The sequence below is a fragment of the Methylobacter sp. S3L5C genome (assembly GCF_022788635.1).
GTDB lineage: Bacteria > Pseudomonadota > Gammaproteobacteria > Methylococcales > Methylomonadaceae > Methylobacter_C.
This window is the reverse complement of the sequence record NZ_CP076024.1, coordinates 222,375-243,698: the sequence shown is the minus strand read 5'-3', so window position 1 is coordinate 243,698 and position 21,324 is coordinate 222,375. Positions and strand designations below refer to the sequence as shown.

Annotated in this window: 14 protein-coding genes; 10 read left to right on the top strand and 4 right to left on the bottom strand. The window is 43.4% G+C overall.

The genetic code is table 11. The features are described from left to right. Positions 1–381 precede the first annotated feature (381 nt). The 3 genes from KKZ03_RS01155 to KKZ03_RS01145 all read left to right on the top strand — a co-directional run bounded on the left by KKZ03_RS01155 (position 382) and on the right by KKZ03_RS01145 (position 4,872). Positions 382–1,517, top strand: a protein-coding gene (locus KKZ03_RS01155; RefSeq protein ID WP_243217008.1) for an IS630 family transposase whose coding sequence is annotated in 2 segments (ribosomal slippage) — positions 382–811 and positions 811–1,517 — 1,137 coding nt in all. Because the reading frame shifts where the segments join, the coding sequence is not laid out codon by codon here. 778 nt (positions 1,518–2,295) lie between these two features. Continuing rightward, entirely contained in the window at positions 2,296–3,969 is a 1,674-nt protein-coding gene (locus KKZ03_RS01150) for a pyridoxal-dependent decarboxylase (RefSeq protein WP_243219468.1), read from the top strand. A gap of 198 nt (positions 3,970–4,167) precedes the next feature. Continuing rightward, positions 4,168–4,872 (top strand): TIGR00266 family protein, encoded by a 705-nt coding sequence (locus tag KKZ03_RS01145; protein ID WP_243219464.1) that lies wholly within the window; start codon positions 4,168–4,170, stop codon positions 4,870–4,872. 78 nt (positions 4,873–4,950) lie between these two features. On the opposite strand, the gene KKZ03_RS01140 is transcribed toward KKZ03_RS01145, so the two are convergent. Together KKZ03_RS01140 and KKZ03_RS01135 are read right to left on the bottom strand one after the other, a co-directional pair. Then, the gene (locus KKZ03_RS01140) at positions 4,951–5,451 is read right to left on the bottom strand and encodes a protease complex subunit PrcB family protein (protein ID WP_243219462.1); all 501 of its coding nucleotides are present in this window, start codon (positions 5,449–5,451) and stop codon (positions 4,951–4,953) included. A 138-nt stretch (positions 5,452–5,589) separates the two neighbouring features. Next, complete coding sequence (locus KKZ03_RS01135; protein WP_256452038.1) at positions 5,590–7,440, bottom strand: S8 family serine peptidase; 1,851 nt, start codon at positions 7,438–7,440, stop codon at positions 5,590–5,592. Positions 7,441–7,687: 247 nt separating this feature from the next. On the opposite strand from KKZ03_RS01135, the gene KKZ03_RS01130 reads away from it, so the two are divergent. Then, a complete protein-coding gene (locus KKZ03_RS01130; RefSeq protein ID WP_243216937.1) occupies positions 7,688–9,184 on the top strand; it encodes an ISNCY family transposase in 1,497 nt (498 codons plus the stop codon). A gap of 801 nt (positions 9,185–9,985) precedes the next feature. On the opposite strand, the gene argH is transcribed toward KKZ03_RS01130, so the two are convergent. Continuing rightward, positions 9,986–11,380, bottom strand: a complete 1,395-nt coding sequence (gene argH / locus KKZ03_RS01125) for an argininosuccinate lyase (protein ID WP_243219459.1) — start codon at positions 11,378–11,380, stop codon at positions 9,986–9,988. A 374-nt stretch (positions 11,381–11,754) separates the two neighbouring features. On the opposite strand from argH, the gene carA reads away from it, so the two are divergent. The 3 genes from carA to greA all read left to right on the top strand — a co-directional run bounded on the left by carA (position 11,755) and on the right by greA (position 16,688). Further along, a complete protein-coding gene (gene carA / locus KKZ03_RS01120) occupies positions 11,755–12,888 on the top strand; it encodes a glutamine-hydrolyzing carbamoyl-phosphate synthase small subunit (RefSeq protein WP_243219457.1) in 1,134 nt (377 codons plus the stop codon). 20 nt (positions 12,889–12,908) lie between these two features. Then, complete coding sequence (gene carB / locus KKZ03_RS01115; RefSeq protein WP_243219449.1) at positions 12,909–16,127, top strand: carbamoyl-phosphate synthase large subunit; 3,219 nt, start codon at positions 12,909–12,911, stop codon at positions 16,125–16,127. An 84-nt stretch (positions 16,128–16,211) separates the two neighbouring features. Beyond that, positions 16,212–16,688 carry a transcription elongation factor GreA gene (greA, locus tag KKZ03_RS01110; protein WP_243219445.1) on the top strand — a complete coding sequence of 159 codons (477 nt, stop codon included), beginning with the start codon at positions 16,212–16,214 and terminating at the stop codon, positions 16,686–16,688. A gap of 59 nt (positions 16,689–16,747) precedes the next feature. On the opposite strand, the gene yhbY is transcribed toward greA, so the two are convergent. Next, a complete protein-coding gene (gene yhbY / locus KKZ03_RS01105) occupies positions 16,748–17,014 on the bottom strand; it encodes a ribosome assembly RNA-binding protein YhbY (protein WP_243219443.1) in 267 nt (88 codons plus the stop codon). Positions 17,015–17,062: 48 nt separating this feature from the next. Between yhbY and rlmE the strand changes: the two genes are divergently transcribed. The 3 genes from rlmE to glmM all read left to right on the top strand — a co-directional run bounded on the left by rlmE (position 17,063) and on the right by glmM (position 21,307). Continuing rightward, entirely contained in the window at positions 17,063–17,680 is a 618-nt protein-coding gene (gene rlmE, locus KKZ03_RS01100) for a 23S rRNA (uridine(2552)-2'-O)-methyltransferase RlmE (protein WP_243219440.1), read from the top strand. A gap of 155 nt (positions 17,681–17,835) precedes the next feature. Beyond that, positions 17,836–19,755 carry an ATP-dependent zinc metalloprotease FtsH gene (gene ftsH, locus KKZ03_RS01095; protein WP_243219437.1) on the top strand — a complete coding sequence of 640 codons (1,920 nt, stop codon included), beginning with the start codon at positions 17,836–17,838 and terminating at the stop codon, positions 19,753–19,755. Between the two features lie 211 nt (positions 19,756–19,966). Continuing rightward, positions 19,967–21,307: a phosphoglucosamine mutase gene (gene glmM / locus KKZ03_RS01090; RefSeq protein ID WP_243219435.1), complete on the top strand. Its 1,341-nt coding sequence runs from the start codon at positions 19,967–19,969 to the stop codon at positions 21,305–21,307. Positions 21,308–21,324: the final 17 nt, after the last annotated feature.

Sequence of the window (21,324 nt, the reverse complement as noted above, 5' to 3'; positions counted from 1 at the left end):
CACACGGAGTATAGAAGTTTCTATAATGCCAATAAAGCAAGGCCGTAAGACGGATTAAAAGTAGGGCGTATTAGCGGTAGAGACTGTGAAAGAATTCAAAATACGGGAAACTTGTCCTATAACCGCTTTCGGTATTTTTTGAAAAAATGGTTGGTACTTTACGTTTTTATCTCAATTAGTTAGCCTGTAGGATGGGTAGAGGCGATAGCCGAAACCCATCATAATTGATTCCTTATGCGATGGGTTTCACATTGCTCTACCCATCCTATTCTTGGCTATCAACTTAAACCAAGGCAACTCGTAAGCTAGTACTCAGTCAGCGTTGATATGTCGAATGATAGCCCCCATATAATGTCTTTACATTGCCATTAATAAACACCATTGAAAAAGAAATACATAGTACGACTAACGGAAGATGAACGCGCTTATTTGGGAAGTTTGATTCATACCGGAAAAGTGGCCGCTCATAAAAGGTTACACGCTGAAATACTGCTGAAAGCGGATGTTAGCGAGTTAGGAGAAAAATGGCTGGACCGGCCAATAAGTGAAGCTTTTGGTATTTCAAGACGTACCGTTGAACGAGTCCGGGAGCGACTGGTTCAAGAAGGCTTGGAATCGGCTTTAAACCGGGCAAAGTCAATTCGGGTTAGAAGTCGTACTATTGATGGAGAGAATGAAGCCCGTTTGATCGCGTTAAGTTGTGGCGATGCACCTGAAGGGCGTAGTCGCTGGACATTACGTTTACTTGGACAGCAGATGGTTGAGCTGGGTTATATTGAAAGTGTATCGCATGAAACTATCCGGCAAACCTTAAAAAAAACGAATTAAAACCCTGGCAAAATAAAGAGTGGTGTATTCCGGCTAAAAAAAATGCTGAGTTTGTTTGTGCTATGGAAGATACGCTTGAGGTTTACAAGCGACCTTATGATGAAGCGCAACCACTGATTTGCATGGATGAAAGCAGCAAGCAACAGATTAAAGACACGCGAACACCAATACCGGCAAAGCCTGGCACGGTCGCTCGGTACGACACGGAATATGAGCGTAATGGAGTGAGCAATATTTTTATGTTTTTTGAACCCTTGCAGGGCAAACGGTTTGTTGAGGTAACCGATCAAAGAACGGCCATTGATTGGGCGCATCAAATTCGTAACCTGGTTGATGTCCATTACCCGCAGGCTAAACGTATTACCCTGGTTATGGATAATCTGAATACCCATACTGGTGCCTCTTTATATAAGGCATTTGAGCCAAAAGAGGCGAGAAGAATTCTTGAAAAACTAGAAATACACTACACGCCCAAGCATGGCAGTTGGTTAAATATGGCCGAGATAGAATTAAGCATCCTGTCACGGCAATGTATGGATCGCCGCATTCCAGATCAAGAAATGTTAAAAACAGAAATTTTAGCGTGGCAAGAAAAAAGAAATACTATTGCTCGGCCTATGAAATGGCGGTTTACCACGGAGGATGCACGGATAAAACTGAAGAAACTTTATCCGACATTATCAGATTGACTGAGTACTAGGAGGTTGTCCGAGAATAGAAAATCTACTGCGGAAAAGCTATTTTTGCCAGATTTCCTGCTCATTTTCGTTAAATAGAACAACTATTTGCCTCAAATGACCAAAATTGCTTTCCCTCGCTACGGTTGCTATTCTCGGGCAGGCCGTAGGTTCGGCTGACGACAGGAAGCCCAACATTCAAATCAGGATTATTTGATTTTCAGAGCAATCTATATATCAAGTCCAACAAGCTTTGAAATGTTGGGCTGTAAGTTGTTTAGCCCAACTTACATTCGTTCCGATACAGCGTGGTTGGGTTTACGAACCCCAACAAATTACAACCCCGTTTTAACTCAAAAAGTTCAAGCGAAGCTTAGCTTTGAATTAACAAATCGCAATGTCTTGTTGTTCGGTTTTAAAACATAAAATGATGATCCATAGCCAGTTATGTTTCGCAAACAGCCAAGCATATTTTTAGCGGTGATAGACAAGGAGCGTTCTTTTTGATCCCTAACAGGATGTTTTTGCAACAGAAATACCCGGATAAAAAACACCATACTCTCTGATGAGCTTGAGTGTAAGCCGTTACTATAGATTTTCAGATAAATAATTTCGATGCCAACAGATACCAACCCTTCAATGGATGTTATCTGTATGAGCTTATAACGACGGGAATGGAAGTTTAATTTCTGAAAGACAATATTGAAACAAGAAGGTTGTTTCAAACCAAATTCGTCAGGTAAACTCTCAATAGAGGCTAGCCAGGTTAATAAATAAATAGGAGGTTACGATGGCAATTGAGAGAAAACAATGGCATCATTATGCTGATGTGCTTGAGCATCTAAAGACTTACTTTCCATCTCCCGTATCTGATCCTATTATGGATGGTTATTTTGTCCATTCTATTTCACGTTTTCTGGATCAGGTTGACAGCCTTAAATCGGCCAAGCCACTGCTGGGTAACGGTATCAAAAATAGTCATTACGAGGCCAGTCAGCAGGCGGTATTCCCTGAGGCCATCAGTTCTATTGAGGACATGATCGGGTTATTGGCCGATTATTGTCAGGGCATGACAATCTGGTCTCATCCCAACGCTCAACTTAATGTTATACCACCACCAACCATTCCGAGTATTACCGCATTTGTTGCGGCGGCGATTTATAATCCCAACATTATTACTGATGAATATGCCGGACGATTTTCTGAAGCGGAAATTGAGTCTATTGCGATGCTTTCCAATTTGGTCGGTTATGACCCTCAACAAGCAGGTGGTTTGTTCACTTTCGGTGGTACCGGTACCATTCTTTATGGCTGTAAATTAGGTATCGAAAAAATATTGGGAGGGCGGGGTATGCAGGAAGGTATTCGCGAAGATTTTAAAATTTTCTCCTCTGATGTATCCCATTATTCACGATTAAATGTTGCAGGATGGTTAGGTTTGGGAACAAAAAACCTGATAGCCGTTGCGTCGACCTCAAATAACGAGATGTCGTTGTCGGCATTGGAGGATGCTCTGCGTGCGGCGTTAAGTCGTGGGGAAAAAGTCGCCGTAATTATTGCCACGCTCGGTACGACTGATGCGTTTGGTATCGATGATTTGGCGGCCATTGTGCATTTGCGTGACAATCTGGTCGATGAATATGGTCTGGATTACATTCCACATGTGCATGCGGATGCTGTGATTGGTTGGGCATGGTCGGTATTTCGGGATTACAATTTTGAAGATAATCCTTTGGGTTTTCATGCCCGAACCTTACGATCATTAACCGATTCGTTGGAACGTATTGACAGCTTGCAGATGGCTGACAGCATTGGCATTGATTTACACAAGACCGGTTATGCGCCTTATATTTCAAGTGTAATTTTGATAAAAGATCGTAGTTCACTGGCTTTACTTAGTCGTGAGCCGGAACAAATGCCGTATCTTTATCAGGGCGGACATTATCATCCCGGCATCTATACGCTGGAATGCTCCCGTTCCGGTGCCGGAGCGCTTGCAGCATTGGCCAGTATGACGCTATTGGGTAAGCAAGGTTATCGTGTACTTATTGGGCATAATATAGAAATGGCGGAAATGCTGCGCGAGCGTTTGGAGCGACATGACTGTATTCAGGTGCTAAACGACTACAACTATGGACCGGTAACCCTGTTTCGGGTTTACCCCCCTGGTGTGGATGCTGAAAAAGCCTTGCATTGCGAGCTTAATGATCCTGATTATCGTAGCCAGTTAATGGAACATAATCAGTATAATCGCCAAATATTTGATTTGATTTGTGAGCGCGTCATGCAAGGCGAGGGTGTATTACTTTCCTGGACATTGGCTTATCGGTATGCAAATTACCCGAATGGCCCGGCAGTCGCCGCTTTAAAGTCTTTTATCATGAGTCCGTGGACTGACCTGAAAGCCATTGATGCCGTCGTCAATCAGGTCATGGAAGTTCGTGAACAATTATCGGGGTCTTGAAAACCGTAATAACAGATAAATCTTAAAAGAATGCCGCCACGAAGATACGAAGGGCACGAAGAAAAACTTTGTGTCTTCGTGGTCAATAAAATTAGCCTGGTTCAGGTCGGAGGTCTATTTCGTTGTATCATGGCTTTAAATAATAAGGTAAATCGACGATTTGCCCTTTGGCTGGTTGATTTTTAATGGAGAGAATGTGTGGCGCAATTTACAGTAACGGGCGAAATTGATCCCTTTTTGCATGTCAGTTTATTACGTGGCGAAAAGATTTATTGTGAATCTAATGCCATGGTGATGATGGAAAGCGCTTTGGAGCTAAAGGGAAAAATGACGGGCGGTTTGGGTAGTGCCTTGATGCGTCGCTTTGCCAATGGGGAATCGTTTTTTCAGCAACATATTGAAGCTGTTCGAGGTGATGGTGATTGTTTGTTGTCACCAACATTGCCGGGTGCCATTCAGGTTTTAGAAATTGGCGCAACCAGTTACAGCATCACTGATGGTGCCTTTGTTGCGGCTGAAAGTGGCGTTACTTTGAATGTCCGCACACAAAGTCTGGGTACAGCCATGTTTGGTCAAACTGGTGGTTTTTTTATTTGTGAAGCATCGGGAGTTGGCAAGTTGGCAGTATCGGGTTTTGGCTCCAGTTTTGTTCTGGATGTGGAGCCTGGTAAAGATATTATTATTGATAATGCCCATGTGGTCGCTTGGGATAGTGCGTTACATCATGAGATTTCCGTCGCTACGCAACAATCGGGTGGTTTTTTGGGGTCGCTGGTCAACAGTGTTACCAGTGGTGAAGGCATGGTGTTAAAGTTTTCAGGTAAAGGCAAGGTTATTATCTGCTCGCGTAACCGTGAAAACTTTATTTCGTGGTTACTGAAAGGAATGCCAAGCAATACTTAGAACAACTTTATACGCGGGCTTTAACCAAATTTTTCAAGGTTAAAAAAAATCGCCAACATCAGCAGTAAATATTTTGGCTTATTGTATATTTCCGGTCTCGCAATTTTTGGCTTTTAACTGAAGATTAAAATTAACGGGTTTGTCGGTCAATTGCGCGGTTTTAACCAATACAAAGGGTTGTGTAAGCACTGTCGAAACCATGCAATTATCACCAGGTTTTATCAATGATAAATCTATTTGGACTCGATCCGGATATACGTTAATTCCTGTAATATTTAATACATATCCACCGGTATTTTTAGTGCCGGCAAAAGCGGCGATAATAGTTTCATTGGAAAAATTAACATCGGGTGCAGAAGGTTTAGGTGAAACACCTTCCAAGTGTGAATCCCAGAGTTTTTGTAAGTCGGTGTTGTCTCGTAAAATTTGGAAATGTTGCTGCTCAATATGACTGTCACTTCCTTGTGCCAGAACAGTAAAAGTTTCTGACTGAGGGATTTGGTTTCCTTGAGCCAATACAGTGTTTGTTGCGCATATTATTGCCGCTAGTAAAGCAGGGATCCAATAGAGCTTCATCATGAGTTCTCAAGGTAATGTAAGAGTCATTATTATCTGTATGAGTTTACAGCAACGTAAATTGGCAATTTAATTTCTGAAAGTCTGTAGTTAAACATAGGCGCGAAAATATTGCGCCACATGTTTAACATGTGGACTTTTTTAATTCAAAGAAACATTATCAATAAAAAAATTTGTTGCACGAGAAGAATTTTCAATTGAACGCAATTGTAGCCTGATAGTCTGGCCTTTGTATGCTAATAAGTTAAAGTTTTTCAGCACGTAGCCAGTGGACTTGTTCAAGTTGGAGTAGGTTGCAAGCTTTCTTAATACAACGCCTGAACTATTAGTCACATTGACTGATATAGTGTCGTTAGTTGCTGTTTTGGTTGTTTCGGTCGTGGTAATTTTTATCCTGAAGCTGAAGTTTGCTGAGCAAGCATTAGCAGGGATGGTAACGCTTTGATACAGGTTGTCGACGCTAGTGACTCCATATCCACCTAGCCAAGCCAGCCAAGAGCCGCCGTAAGCTTTAGCGGCTCCTAAATTCCAAATTACATTGGTTTGTACCCAGGATGTCGATCCTGACTCGAAGTCCCCATCAATAATCTGTTGGCTAATGGTAGTGCAAGCTGTAACAGTATTTGCTACGGTAACAGAGGCAGGTATTGAAAAAGTAGCATTGCCGCCGGCATCACTAGCTTTCGCGGTTAAATTATAAGTGCCATTGGCTAATAACTGAGAATTCCAGTTTAAGTTATAAGGGGCTGTTGTGAAGGTGCCCAGCAGCGAGGTGTTGGCATAAAACTCAACTTTGGTAACTCCAATGTTGTCATTGGCAGTTGCTGAAAGAGTAGTGATGCCCATCAAAGTTGAGTTTGTAGTCGGGGTATCCAGTATTACCGTTGGAGGCATTAAATCAGGAGGCGTTATAGTGGTGTAAAGTAACTTATTAGGCGATCCCGTTCCGGCATTGGTCACTTTATTGACGCTGGCGTTTTGTGTTAGTGCTGTTGTAACTTGGGCGGGTGTTGCTCCTGGATAAGAAGACAGATAAAGTGCAGCAGCCCCGGTAACATGCGGCGTGGCCATTGATGTGCCACTGATGGTGTTGGTTGCGGTATCATTAGTATTCCAGGCAGAGCTTATGTTTCTGCCGGGAGCAAAAATATCAAGACAGGTTCCTATGTCTGAAAAATAGGAACGAGCATCGGTTGTGTCAGTAGCCCCTACTGTGATTGCGTTAGGTGTAGAGGCCGGTGATGCAAGACATGCATCAGCATTAACAGTAGTCGTGCTATCGTTGCCGGCAGCAACAGCATAAACAATACCTGCGGCAATAGAGTTGGATACTGCCGTGTTGATGGCGGCTGAGTAACTGCCTCCCAAGCTCATATTGGCTACAGAATTTGAAGTTTTATGGCTGGTTACCCAGTCGATACCCGCTATCACGCCCGACCAGGATCCAGAGCCTGTGCAGTCAAGTACTTTAACGGCTACCAACTTCACGTTTTTGGCAACGCCGTAAGTTGTGCCACCTATGGTTCCAGAAACATGTGTGCCATGCCCATTGCAGTCCGTATTAGTAGTGTCTGTCGTATTGGTTCCCCAAGTTGCGCGGCTACCGAATTCCTGGTGGGTAATTCTAATGCCGGTATCGATAACAAAAGCAGTAACGCCAGTACCCGAGTTAGCGTAGCTATAATCAGTGCTCAGGGGTAGGTTTGTTTGATCAATGCGATCCAGGCCCCATGTTGCGGTTGTTTGAGTTGTATCAGCGTGAACAACACCGTCTTGCTCAACCAGAGCAACATCGGGATCATTGGCAAGCTTTGCTGCTTGTCGGGCAGACATATGAACTGCCATGCCTTTAAGGGCACGACTCCATGTTTTACCGCGTGAACCACCGTGTCTGTAAGTCAGAGTATCTGCCAAGTCATCCACATCAGCAGCAAGGTTACCGGTAGAATAAATTGATTTTTTACCGACAGCATTATTTCTAAAAACGACTATATACTGATCGGGGATATGTTCCTCGGTTTTAAGTAGTGTTTGAACGGTAATAAATTATTTAATACAAAACAATAAGTTGCGATAAAATAGGCTATTGAAAATCAAATAACAGCCTATTGGCGTATAAAATGCTGAATTTAAGTAACTTGCTGATAATTATGATTATTATTTTCATCGAAAAGGGCTTGGCAAAAGCTACCTCCCGGATAAGCGCCTCAGCTTTCAAATTCTCGTTGGAAAACTCCCGATGAGAAAGGTATTTTCTCCACAAATGAGCATCGGTCAACGCGATATTGCTGATATCAAAATAGATGTTTCCTCCCGTGATGACATTCCGATCATCTTGCTGGGCTTGCAACACATTTATACGACTCAGCCATTAAGGGATGCTGTTTTTAAAATACTGGAGGATGTGGTGCCTACTAAAATTGACGCCGAAGTGACAAAAATCGTTGCCATCGACAAAGGCCGCCCCGGTATGAATCAATGGTCGATTTTGGTGTTAGGATCGCTACGCGTAGGACTGAATACAGACTATGATCGCATTCTGGAGTTGGCCAATCAGCATAACACCCTACGTGAAATGCTCGGTCTTGGTTGCTTTGATGCCGACAAACGCTATCGCCTGCAAACCTTGAAAGACAATCTCAAGCTGTTTACGCCAGCGATCATGGCGCGTATTAGTACTGAAGTTATTCGAGCCGGCTATCAATTACTGGATCTGGATATTCATGCGCTGATCAGAGGCCGTTGCGATTCTTTTGTGTTAAAAACCAACGTGCATTTTCCAACCGATATCAGTTTACTGCATGATGCGATCCGGATTCTGATTCGGACGTGCGTCAAATGGAGCTTGCAACATGCCTTGCCTGAATGGCGATTGCATAAGCACAACCTGTCTAAATTTAAAAGGCGGTATCGCACGCTGCAAAAACTCAAACATTCCACGTCAAAAAATGACGCTATCAAGGCCGCCAAAGCACTTGAGATCAAACAGGCCTACCAGGACTATATTGATTTGGCAGGGTTTTATCTTGAGCGCACTAAAGCCAGTATGTTGACGTTAAAAAATCACTTTCACATACCAGAAGTGTTGCTTACCGATCTGAGCACTTTTAGCCTGCATGCCGAACGTCAAATCGAGCAGATTAGACGTCGCGCTATTCAAGGAGAAACCATTCCCCATGATGAAAAAGTCTTTTCCCTGTTCCAGACCCACACCGAATGGATCAGCAAAGGCAAAGCCGGAGTCCCGGTTGAACTGGGCTTGCGGGTCTGTATCATGGAAGACCATCAGGGCTTTATATTGCACAGTCAAGTCATGCAAAAGACTACCGACGACAAAGTCGCCGTGCCGATGGTTAAAGCGACTCAAGTAAAATTCCCAAGTTTTAACGCCTGTAGCTTTGACAAAGGTTTCCACAGTCCGGCCAATCAAACCGACCTGAAAGCCCTCCTTGAGCAAGTCGTTTTACCCAAAAAAGGCAAGCTATCCAAAGCCGACCAGAATCGTGAATACACCGCGGAATTTAAACAGGCAAAAAAGCAACATTCCGCCGTAGAATCGGCTATTAATGCGTTAGAAGTACATGGGCTGGATAAGTGCCTTGATCATGGCATTGAAGCCTTCGAGCGTTATGTTGGCTTAGCCGTGTTATCGCGTAACATTCAAAAGCTCGGCACAATTAAACGCGACATGGAACGGCTAAGGCTTGTTAACGAGCAACAAAAACTAGCTGCCTGACGCTTTTTTGAGAACAGCCAACAGGTTATCCACAGGAAAGGTGCGCTTATAATTTGTGATTATTAGAAATAATTCTGAAAAACTGATGGTAAATCAGAAAATAAGTCGTTTGTTCCACTCCGGAAAGATTTTTCCAAAAAATATTTCCGGATGTTGAGCTGGTTTTTTTGAAAAGTGGCTTTTTCGTTCAGGCACTAAGTACTTTTGATGTTTGCTTTTGGATTTCACTGTAGCTGTGAGGTACTTTGGGTTTTTCAGCAAAAGCCGGCATACAAGTTAATATAATAGCGGTTGAGCCAACCAGGTTTAAAACTTTTCGTGTATCTTTGAATATTAACATAAACCTTTATATCTGCAGAAATGTATACGAATTTTTAATATTTAATATACATTAAAGATTATTTTTTGTCATTATTTTGCAATTATATGGATTGATACTTGATGTTACGTAATGGTTCCTTGTCATCACATTTACTGTGTAGAGCACCGAAATTTGTAACAGGACAAGTTCGTGTCAGCGGTATGGGAAGGACTTACTACGATGTCAAAGGGGTAAAGTTTTTTTGTCAATCGCTTGTTAAAAGAAAAACGCGAAGGATTAAGAGGTAATCGGGGGTAGGGCTTTCTTGTTGATACTTTTCTTTGACCAAGCAAAGAAAAGTATCTCGATTTCGGGAGATAGAACCCAATCAACTAAAGTTGATGACCTAATTATTTAGGTAATATTTGTTAATACTTTTGACAGATTGCACTATGAAAAAGCCGGAGATTATAGGGCGCTATTAAAACCAAGCAAACAAGTTATAAAGCTGACAGTGCCATACGTGCTGTTTTAATAGCCGTTCTGACTGTGTCAGGGGCGGTGCCACCGATATGTTTACGCGCAGCAACCGAGCCTTCCAGGGTTAGAAACCCAAAGACATCTTCAGTAATCAACGCTGAAAATTGTTGTAATTCGGGTAATGATATTTCCGATAAATCACGACCGCTTTCTATTCCGGCACGCACAGCCAAGCCGACAACTTCATGGGCATCACGAAAAGCCATGCCTTTACGAACCAGATAATCGGCAAGATCGGTTGCTGTGGCAAAGCCGCGTTTAGCAGAATTGTACATATTGGCTTTTTTGGCGGCAAGATGCGGCACCATGTCGGCATAAGCCCGCAAACAATTAATTAACGTATCTGCCGTGTCAAACAGGGGTTCTTTATCTTCCTGATTATCTTTGTTATACGCTAAAGGCTGGCTTTTCATCAGCATTAATAGTGACATTAAATGCCCCGTTACCCGTCCTGATTTGCCACGTACCAGTTCTGGGACATCGGGGTTTTTCTTTTGCGGCATAATTGACGAGCCGGTGCAGAAGGCATCGGGCATATCGATAAAATCAAATTGCGCGCTGGACCACAAGATTAATTCTTCTGAAAAACGTGATAAATGCATCATGATGATGCTGCCTACGGCGGCAAATTCAATGGCAAAATCACGGTCACTGACTGAATCCAGGGAATTGGCAGAGGGTCGGCTAAACCCAAGCAGGTCAGCGGTCATAAAGCGGTCTATCGGGTAACTGGTTCCTGCTAAGGCAGCAGCTCCCAAAGGCAAGATATTAACGCGCTTACAGCAATCTTGCAGTCTTTCGTGGTCACGCACCAACATTTCAAACCAGGCCATTAAATGATGACCAAAAGTAATCGGTTGGGCGACCTGTAAATGCGTAAAGCCCGGCATGATGGTGTCGGTGTGTTGTTCTGCCAAATCCAGAATAGCGGTTTGCAGGCGTGTGAGCTGAGCGGTAATGTGTTGAATTTCAGCGCGCAGATAAAGACGAATATCAGTGGCTACTTGATCGTTACGAGAGCGACCGGTATGCAGTTTTTTACCGGCAACGCCGATTAAGTCAGTCAGTCTGGCTTCAATGTTCATATGTACATCTTCCTGTTTTACCGACCAGACAAATTCACCATTAATGATTTCGTCACTGATCTGATGCAGGCCGCTAATAATCAAGTCACGCTCGTTGTCAGTCAGAATGCCACAGTGAGCCAGCATGGTTGCATGGGCAATTGATCCCTGAATATCTTGCCCGGCCATGCGTTTGTCAAAGTCAACAGAAGCGGTAAATACTTCAACAAAAGCATCAGTTGCCTGAGCAAAGCGGGCGCTGGAAAGTTTTTCGGAATTAACTGTGGTCATGATGATTTTTATGCGGATTAACTGAAGAAGCTAAATTATACAGGTAAAACATGAGCGAATGAATCTAAAAGCGGCCAAATAAACGGGATGTCATCTCTAGATCAGGGGTTTTTAAAAAAGTCTGAAAGATTCAGATATCGAGTGGACTTTTGTAAATGAGAGTCGGTTATGGCTGATATATAGCGGCTATAATAAGGTCTGAGCAGGTATTGAAGACTCTCTGAAACAATTTTAATAGCAGGCATAACTCAGCCGATTTAAAAAATTGTTAATGACCAAAGCCCCATAATTTTGTATAGTGATGTAGTTTGATTTTTTATAACGGGATGAGTCCTTAAAGGTTCATCCCGTTTTGTACATTTGAGGTAACGTGTTTGACTAAGTCGGCAATATTGGTGTTAGAGGATGGAACCGTATTTAACGGTGTATCTATAGGTGCAGACGGCTGTTCTGTAGGCGAAGTGGTTTTTAATACCGCAATGACGGGGTATCAGGAAATTCTCAGCGATCCTTCTTATGCCCGGCAAATTGTAACATTAACCTATCCCCATATCGGTAATGTCGGAACAAATAGTGAAGACGATGAATCCATTGGCGTTTTTGCCAGTGGTTTGGTTATTAGGGATTTACCGTTATTGGCCAGTAACTGGCGCTGCGAAAAAACGCTGCAACAGTATTTACTGGATAACAAGGTGGTCGCTATTGCTGATATAGACACGCGAAAACTGACGCGTTTGTTACGTGACAAGGGCGCGCAACGTGGCTGTATTATGGCCGGTGAGACGGTTTGTGTGGATACGGCAAAAGCGGCTATTGAGAGCTTTCCCGGCTTAAAGGGCATGGATTTGGCCAAAGAAGTCACTACGGCCGAAATTTATGAATGGACTGAAAATATCTGGGATTTACAAAACGGCCATACCCAAGGCGAGAATCTGACCAGGCATGTGGTTGCCTATGATTTTGGCATTAAACGTAACATTCTCAGGTTGCTCGTTAATCGCGGATGTCGTGTGACAGTTGTTCCGGCAACAACTCCGGCTGCAACGGTATTGGCAATGAATCCCGATGGCGTGTTTTTATCGAATGGCCCTGGTGATCCTGAACCCTGTGTTTATGCCATCGAGGCTATCAAAACAATATTGGAAAATAAAATCCCGGTATTTGGTATTTGTTTGGGTCATCAACTGTTGGCTTTGGCGAGTGGTGCAAAAACTGAAAAGATGAAGTTTGGTCATCACGGCGCCAATCATCCTGTTCAGCAAATGGCTACGGGGCGCGTGATGATTAGTAGTCAAAATCATGGTTTTGCCGTTAATGAAGCCAGTTTGCCCGTTAATTTGGTAGCCACTTATCGATCTTTATTTGATGGTAGTTTACAGGGCGTCAAACGGACAGATTGTCCCGCCATGAGTTTTCAGGGCCATCCTGAAGCCGGGCCCGGGCCGCATGATGTGGAATCCTTATTTGATGGATTTATCGATATGATGAATCATGCAAGCAAACAATAATTAGACTAGAAAATCATAAAATGCCAAAAAGAACGGATATAAAATCGATTTTACTACTGGGTGCCGGACCAATTGTTATTGGTCAGGCCTGTGAATTTGATTATTCAGGTACGCAAGCCTGTAAGGCGCTAAGAGAAGAAGGTTACCGTGTTATTTTGGTAAATTCCAATCCTGCAACTATCATGACTGATCCTGATATGGCCGATGCAACTTATATCGAGCCTATTGATTGGCAAACGGTCGAAAAAATTATAGCGAAAGAACGCCCTGATGCCATTTTGCCAACCATGGGTGGTCAAACCGCGTTGAACTGTGCGCTGGATCTTGATGCTAATGGTGTACTGGCGAAATATAACGTTGAGATGATAGGCGCGACCAAAGAAGCCATTAATATGGCCGAAGATCGTCAGTTGTTTAACGATGCCATGAAGCGTATTGGTTATGAAGTTGCAAAATCAAAAACCGCGCATAGCATAGAAGAAGCCTTGGCGGCTCAAAAGGAAGTCGGTTATCCGACGGTTATTCGTCCGTCTTTTACTATGGGCGGTAGCGGCGGCGGTATTGCTTATAATAAAGAAGAATTTCTTGAAATTTGTGAGCGCGGCTTGTATTTGTCTCCCACCAATGAATTATTGATTGAAGAATCGGTATTGGGTTGGAAAGAATATGAAATGGAAGTGGTGCGTGATTCCAAAGATAACTGCATCATCGTCTGCTCAATTGAGAATTTTGACCCGATGGGCGTGCATACCGGCGATTCAATTACCGTAGCCCCCGCGCAAACATTAACCGATAAAGAATATCAAATTCTGCGTAATGTTTCTTTGGCGGTGTTGCGTGAAATTGGTGTAGATACCGGCGGTTCCAATGTTCAGGTGGCGATTAATCCGGCTGATGGACGAATGATTGTTATTGAGATGAATCCGCGTGTGTCACGTTCGTCAGCGCTGGCTTCCAAAGCAACGGGCTTTCCGATTGCTAAAGTAGCTGCCAAATTAGCGGTTGGTTTTACGTTGGATGAGTTGAAGAATGAAATTACCGGTGGTGCAACTCCGGCATCATTTGAGCCGACTATCGATTACGTGGTAACTAAAGTGCCACGGTTTACCTTTGAAAAATTTCCGCAGGCCGATGATCGTTTGACGACACAAATGAAGTCAGTCGGAGAAGTCATGGCGATTGGCCGTACTTTTCAGGAATCATTACAAAAAGCCTTGCGTGGCCTGGAAATTGGTATCAGCGGTCTTGATGAGATAATCGATTTGACCGCCGATGATGCCAGAGAAAGAATGCAGCGGGAAATGCGCCATCCAGGGCCGGATCGTTTGTTATATGTCGCTGATGCTTTTCGTATCGGTATGACGTTGGATGAGATTCATGATGCTTCCAAAATTGATCCCTGGTTTTTGGCGCAAATTGAAGATTTAATTATTACCGAGCAATCTCTGGCAACCAAAACCTTATCAACCTTGAAAGACGGTGAGCTTTATAAGCTAAAGCGCAAGGGCTTTTCTGATATTCGTATCGCGAAACTGCTCGATGCTTCTGAAATTGAGGTGCGTAATGTGCGCCACAAGCAGAATATTCGTCCTGTTTATAAGCGTATTGATTCTTGTGCGGCTGAATTTTCGTCAGATACGGCATATTTGTACTCCACTTACGAAGAAGAGTGTGAAGCACGGGTTTCTGATAAAGAAAAAATTATTATTCTTGGTGGCGGTCCTAACCGGATCGGGCAGGGTATTGAGTTTGATTATTGCTGTGTGCACGCGGCGTTGGCTTTGCGTGAGGATGGTTATGAAACCATCATGATTAATTGTAATCCTGAAACGGTTTCAACCGACTTTGATACCTCGGATCGTTTATATTTTGAGTCATTAACCTTGGAAGATGTACTTGAAATTGTTCATCTTGAAAAGCCAAAGGGCGTGATTGTTCAATACGGTGGTCAGACGCCGTTGAAACTTGCGCGAGCCTTGGAAGCTGCCGGAGTCCCGATTATTGGTACATCGCCGGATTCAATTGATTTGGCCGAGGACAGGGAACGGTTTCAAAAACTGTTGGAAAGATTGGGACTAAAGCAGCCGCCCAATGCCACGGCCCGTTCTGTTGAGCAAGCTGTTAATGCTGCTAAAGAGCTGGGTTATCCGCTGGTAGTCAGACCTTCTTATGTATTGGGCGGTCGTGGCATGGAAATCGTTTTTAATGAAGAAGGCTTGCAGCGCTATATGAAAGAAGCGGTGAGTGTTTCCAACGATGCGCCCGTATTGCTGGATCGGTTTCTTGATGACGCGGTAGAAATGGATGTCGATGCCATTTATGACGGTGAACGGGTGTTAATTGGCGGCTTGATGGAGCATATCGAACAAGCCGGCGTGCATTCAGGCGATTCTGCCTGTTCATTACCACCTTATGAATTGGCTCCGGCAATTCAGGACAAACTGCGTGAGCAAGTTGCTAAAATGGCTGAGGCTCTGGGTGTGCGAGGGTTGATGAATACCCAGTTTGCGATTCAGGGTGAAGATATTTATGTCCTTGAAGTTAACCCGAGAGCATCACGAACGGCGCCTTTTGTCTCTAAAGCGACCGGCTATGCGCTGGCTAAAATTGCCGCTCGCGTTATGGTCGGGCAAACCTTGACAGAGCAAGGAATTACCGAAGAACGAATTCCTGACTATTACTCGGTCAAGGAAGCGGTGTTTCCGTTTGTTAAGTTCCCGGGTGTTGATTCATTGTTAGGTCCTGAAATGAAATCAACCGGTGAAGTGATGGGGGTAGGGAAAACCTTTGGTGAAGCTTTTGCCAAGTCGCAACGAGCGGCGGGCGTTAATTTGAATGACAGCGGCAAGGTGCTGATCAGTATTCGTGATGCCGATAAGGCCAAGGCACCTGATATTGCCAGAATGCTGGTAGACAAAAAATACGAAATTGTGGCAACGGGCGGTACGGCACGATTTCTTAAGGAAGCCGGTATTCCTTGTGAAGTGGTTTATAAGGTTAACGAAGGGCGACCCAACACGGTTGATATGATCAAGAATGATCAGATCCAGTTGATTATTAATACCACAGAAGGTAAAAAAGCGATTTCAGATTCCTTCACCATGCGTAGGGAAGCCTTGCAGCATCGGGTAACTTATTACACCACGATGGCCGGTGCGAGAGCTGCCTGTTACGCGCTGGGTGAATTGGATGCAGGTGATGTCAATTGCCTACAGGATTTGCATAAAAGTTTGATTTGAAGCAGCAAGGGCAAAAAGTACCGTTTTTTTTAGTGGTTGATTTTGTGCCTTTAGCTTAAAAAATATTAATGGAGTTTAAAAAAAATGATTAAAGTACCTCTCACTGTCAAAGGTGCAGAAAAATTACGCGCAGAATTGGATGAATTAAAATCAGTCGTGCGTCCGCGTATTATTGCCTCTATTGCCACGGCTCGCGCACACGGTGATTTAAAAGAAAACGCTGAATATCATGCCGCCAAAGAGCAGCAAAGTTTTGCAGAAGGGCGTATTTCTGAAATTGAAGGCAAGCTTTCCAATGCGCAAATTATTGATATTACCAAGGTAGATGCCAACGGCAAAGTGGTGTTTGGAGCGACGGTAGAAATAGAAGACGTTGAATCCGAGAAAAGAGTTACATATCAGATTGTCGGTGAAGATGAAGCCAGTATCAAGGAAGGCCGTATTTCAGTAGGGTCGCCCATTGCACGGGCGTTAATCGGCAAAGAAATAGAAGATGTTGTTACGGTTAAAGCGCCTGCTGGTAATGTTGATTATGAAATTATTTCAATTAAATATATTTAATTGCGGCGAAAAATACAAGGTGAAAGCGGTATTGTATTTCCGTTCACCTTGTGCCGGATTTACTTATCGGGATTTAATCGGTAAATAACCGCGATTTGACCAATAGTTTGAATTAGCTCGGCTCCGGTATCAGAGCATATTTTTTCACTGATCAGCTTGCGTTGATCGCGTTCTGCGCGTATTTTTATCTTAATTAATTCGTGTATGTTAAGTGCTTGATCAAGTTCAGTCAGCACTCCGGCTGTAAGGCCTGATTGCCCTATCATAACTACGGGTTTTAAAGTATGAGCCTCAGCTCGAAATTTTTTCTTATCTGCAGAGTTCACTCATTTTTCCTAAATCAAAAAGTTAATTAACACCAATTATAAAGCGTTATGGGTCGAAGTAAAAGTAGTAGTCGTTGGATGGCGGAACATTTTGAGGATGAATATGTCAAGATGGCTCAAGCGCAAGGTTATCGTTCTCGAGCGGTTTTTAAGTTAAAAGAAATTCAGGATAAAGATCAACTGATTAAACCCGGCATGAATATTATTGATTTGGGCGCAGCTCCCGGCGGCTGGTCACAGTTTGCTAGGCAGTTGATGGGTAAGAAAAATAAATTGATTGCGCTGGATATTCTGCCGATGGATGCGCTTGATGGTGTAGATTTTATTCTCGGTGATTTTCGTGAAGAAGCGGTATTGGATCAGCTTAATGTTGCTCTGGAAGGTGTGCCGGTTAATCTGGTTATGTCTGATATGGCACCGAATATGAGTGGCAATAAAGGCGTGGATCAACCTCGGGCTATTTATTTGGGTGAGCTGGCTTTGGAAACGGCAAAAACTGTTTTAATAAAAGATGGGAGCTTTTTGGTTAAGTTATTTCACGGTGAAGGTTTTGAAGAATTTTATCATGAGGTGCAGAGCTGTTTTACAAAAGTTGTTATTAGAAAGCCAAAAGCCTCAAGGCCAAGAAGTAACGAGGTTTATATTTTGGCCAAAGGGTTTAAATAATCTTTAATAGCCCTTATATCTGTAAAACAAGGAAATCACCAATGGTCTGATGAGCTCCAGATAAATAACCACAGTCAGGGAAGTTAACTCCTGATATAATTACTTAGTGCTTTAAACCGAGAGCCGTTAGGGGCTAGGGTGTGTTTGTGAATGATATGATAAAAAATATAATCCTGTGGGTGGTCATCGCTGTTGTATTGATGTCTCTCTTTAATAATTTTGGCTCCCAGGGAGAGCGGGCTGACTCATCGTTATCCTATTCGCAATTCATCGATTCGGTGAAAGCGGGTCAGGTACAACAGGTGATAATTGATGAGCATATTGTTAAAGGCAAATTGCAGAGTGGTCAGCTGTTTAGGGTTTACGCACCGACCGATGCGCATTTAGTCGATGACTTATTGGCAAATGGTGTTGACGTTAAAGCGGTTCCGCCTGAGCAACCTTCCATGCTTATGCAGTTATTGGTCTCTTTTGGGCCTATGTTATTGCTTATTGCTGTGTGGGTTTTCTTTATGCGGCAAATGCAGGGCGGCGGTGCCGGTGGTCGAGGTGCAATGAGCTTTGGCAAAAGTAAAGCCCGGATGCTGGAAGAAGATCAGATTAAAGTGACTTTTGCTGACGTTGCTGGTTGTGATGAAGCTAAAGAAGAAGTCGTTGAGATGGTGGATTTCCTTAAAGATCCTGCCAAATACCAGAAATTAGGCGGTAAAATTCCCAGGGGCGCGCTGATGATTGGCCCGCCTGGAACAGGTAAAACTTTGTTGGCAAGAGCCATTGCCGGTGAAGCTAAAGTTCCGTTTTTTACTATTTCCGGTTCTGATTTTGTGGAAATGTTTGTTGGTGTTGGTGCCTCCCGCGTGCGTGACATGTTTGAGCAAGCCAAAAAGCATGCGCCTTGCATCATCTTTATTGACGAGATTGATGCTGTGGGTCGTCAGCGAGGAGCAGGTTTAGGTGGTGGCAATGACGAACGTGAACAAACCTTAAACCAGTTATTGGTTGAAATGGATGGTTTTGAGGGTAATGAAGGTATTATTGTCATCGCGGCAACAAATCGTCCTGATGTGTTGGATAAAGCTTTGTTGCGTCCAGGCCGTTTTGATCGTCAAGTTACAGTGGGTTTGCCCGATGTCAGAGGACGCGAGCAGATTCTTAATGTCCATATCAAGAAAGTGCCAATTGCTGATGATGTAAAGGTCAAGTATATAGCGCAAGGAACACCAGGATTTTCCGGGGCTGATCTGGCTAATTTGATCAATGAAGGCGCTTTGTTTGCTGCCAGAATGAATAAACGTGTTGTCAGTATGTCGGATCTGGAAAAAGCCAAGGATAAGCTGATCATGGGTCCTGAACGGCATACCATGGTTATGGACGAGAAAGAAAAGACAATGACGGCTTATCATGAAGCGGGTCATGCCATTGTTGGCAAATTGGTACCTGAGCATGATCCGGTTTATAAAGTCAGTATTATGCCTAGAGGGCGTGCATTGGGCGTTACCATGTTCTTGCCTGAAAGAGACCAGTATAGTGCCAGCAAACAAAAGCTGGATAGTATGATTTCCAGTTTATATGGTGGTCGTATCGCTGAGGAAGTGGTTTTTGGTTGGGAGCAAGTTAGTACCGGTGCCTCCAATGATATTGAGCGAGCCACTGAGTTGGCAAGAAACATGGTGACTAAATGGGGTTTATCTCAACGTTTGGGTCCATTGTCATATAGTGAAGAAGAAGGTGAAGTGTTTCTTGGGCGTTCGGTAACGCAGCATAAAACAGTCGCTGAAGAGACTTCACATACTATCGATGAAGAAATTCGTTCGTTTATTGACCGAAATTACGAACGTGCAGAACGGCTTTTGAAAGAGAATATTGATATATTGCATGCCATGGCTGCTGCACTTATGAAATATGAGACTATCGATAAATATCAAATTGATGATTTAATGGCTCGTAAGCCGGTAAGAGATCCTCAAGGCTGGGATGACAGGCCACCACGTGGCGATGTTAAGACGGACGAGGTTAATGATGCTGGCGACAAGAAAACTGACAAATCCATAGGTCAGGCCGCAGAGCAAGGTTAATTATTTCACGACCTACAGGGCTTTTATAAAGGAGAGGTAGAAATTACCCCTCCTTTTTTTATGTGCAACTATAATGCATGGGGTTTTGATTAAAAAGTAAGTTTTTAGTTTGGTTGTATGTACTTCGCGCGGAGTGCATGTGTTGCATTCGATAATAATCTTGCGTAGCAGCAGCAATTTATAGATTATTCAGGTAGTGAGTATAAAGATTATGGCAAGAAAATATTTTGGAACAGATGGAATTAGAGGGAAAGTTGGTGAGCCGCCTATAACAGCAGATTTTTTATTAAAATTAGGTTGGGCGGCAGGCAAAGTGTTTGCTAATGAAGGGCATGGCTTTGTGTTGGTAGGTAAGGATACCCGTATTTCAGGTTATATGTTTGAATCAGCTTTGGAGGCAGGATTAACAGCTGCCGGTGTAGATACACATTTGTTGGGGCCTATGCCGACGCCTGGCGTGGCTTATTTGGCTCGTACCTTAAGGGCACAGGCAGGTATAGTCATCAGTGCCTCGCATAATCCTTATTATGACAATGGCGTTAAGTTTTTTTCAGTGCAGGGAACCAAGCTGCCTGATGATATTGAACAAAAAATTGAATATTATATTGATTCGCCGATGACCACGGTAGAGTCTTCAGAGCTCGGCAAAGCAAAGCGTTTGGTTGATGCGGCTGGCCGTTACATTGAGTTTTGCAAAGCCAGTATTCCGACGCGTTTTGATTTTAACGGCATGAAAATTGTTGTTGATTGTGCTCATGGAGCAACTTATCATATTGCGCCACATGTTTTTAGGGAAGTTGGTGCGGAAGTTATTGTAATCGGCGCTGAGCCTAATGGTATTAATATAAACGATGAGTGTGGAGCAACCAGTCCGGATAAATTAGTTGCTGCGGTATTGGCTAATCAAGCGAATATCGGCATTGCTTTGGATGGTGATGGTGATCGTCTGGTCATGGTTGATCATAAAGGTGAGATTGTTGATGGTGACGAACTAATCTACATTATTGCCAAAGCCAGATTGGATGCAGGATTAATGTCGGGTCCTGTCGTTGGTACATTAATGACTAATTTGGGTATGGAGCATGGACTTAAGCAGTTGGGGATTAATCTGCTAAGAGCGAAAGTAGGAGATCGTTACGTGCTGGAAATGATGAGTGAGCATGGAAGTATTCTAGGTGGTGAAAATTCCGGTCATATTATTTGCCTGGATAAAACGACAACAGGGGATGGAATTATTGCTGCCCTACAGATTATGGCTGAAATGCATGATACTGGATATAGCTTGCATGAATTAAAATCTGGCATGCAAAAATACCCGCAAATATTAATTAATATTAAAACCCCTAAAAGAGTTGATATAGAAGCCGATGAAGGCATACAAAAGGCTGTGCGTGCGGTTGAGAAAAAGCTGGGGGATAAAGGTAGGGTATTGCTAAGAGCTTCGGGTACAGAGCCGCTTATTCGCGTTATGGTAGAAGGCGAACATGCCGAATCGGTAAAAAATTATGCTCAACAATTGGCTGAAGATGTTAAGAAAGTAATAGGAGCTTGAATTGATCTCTATTAGCC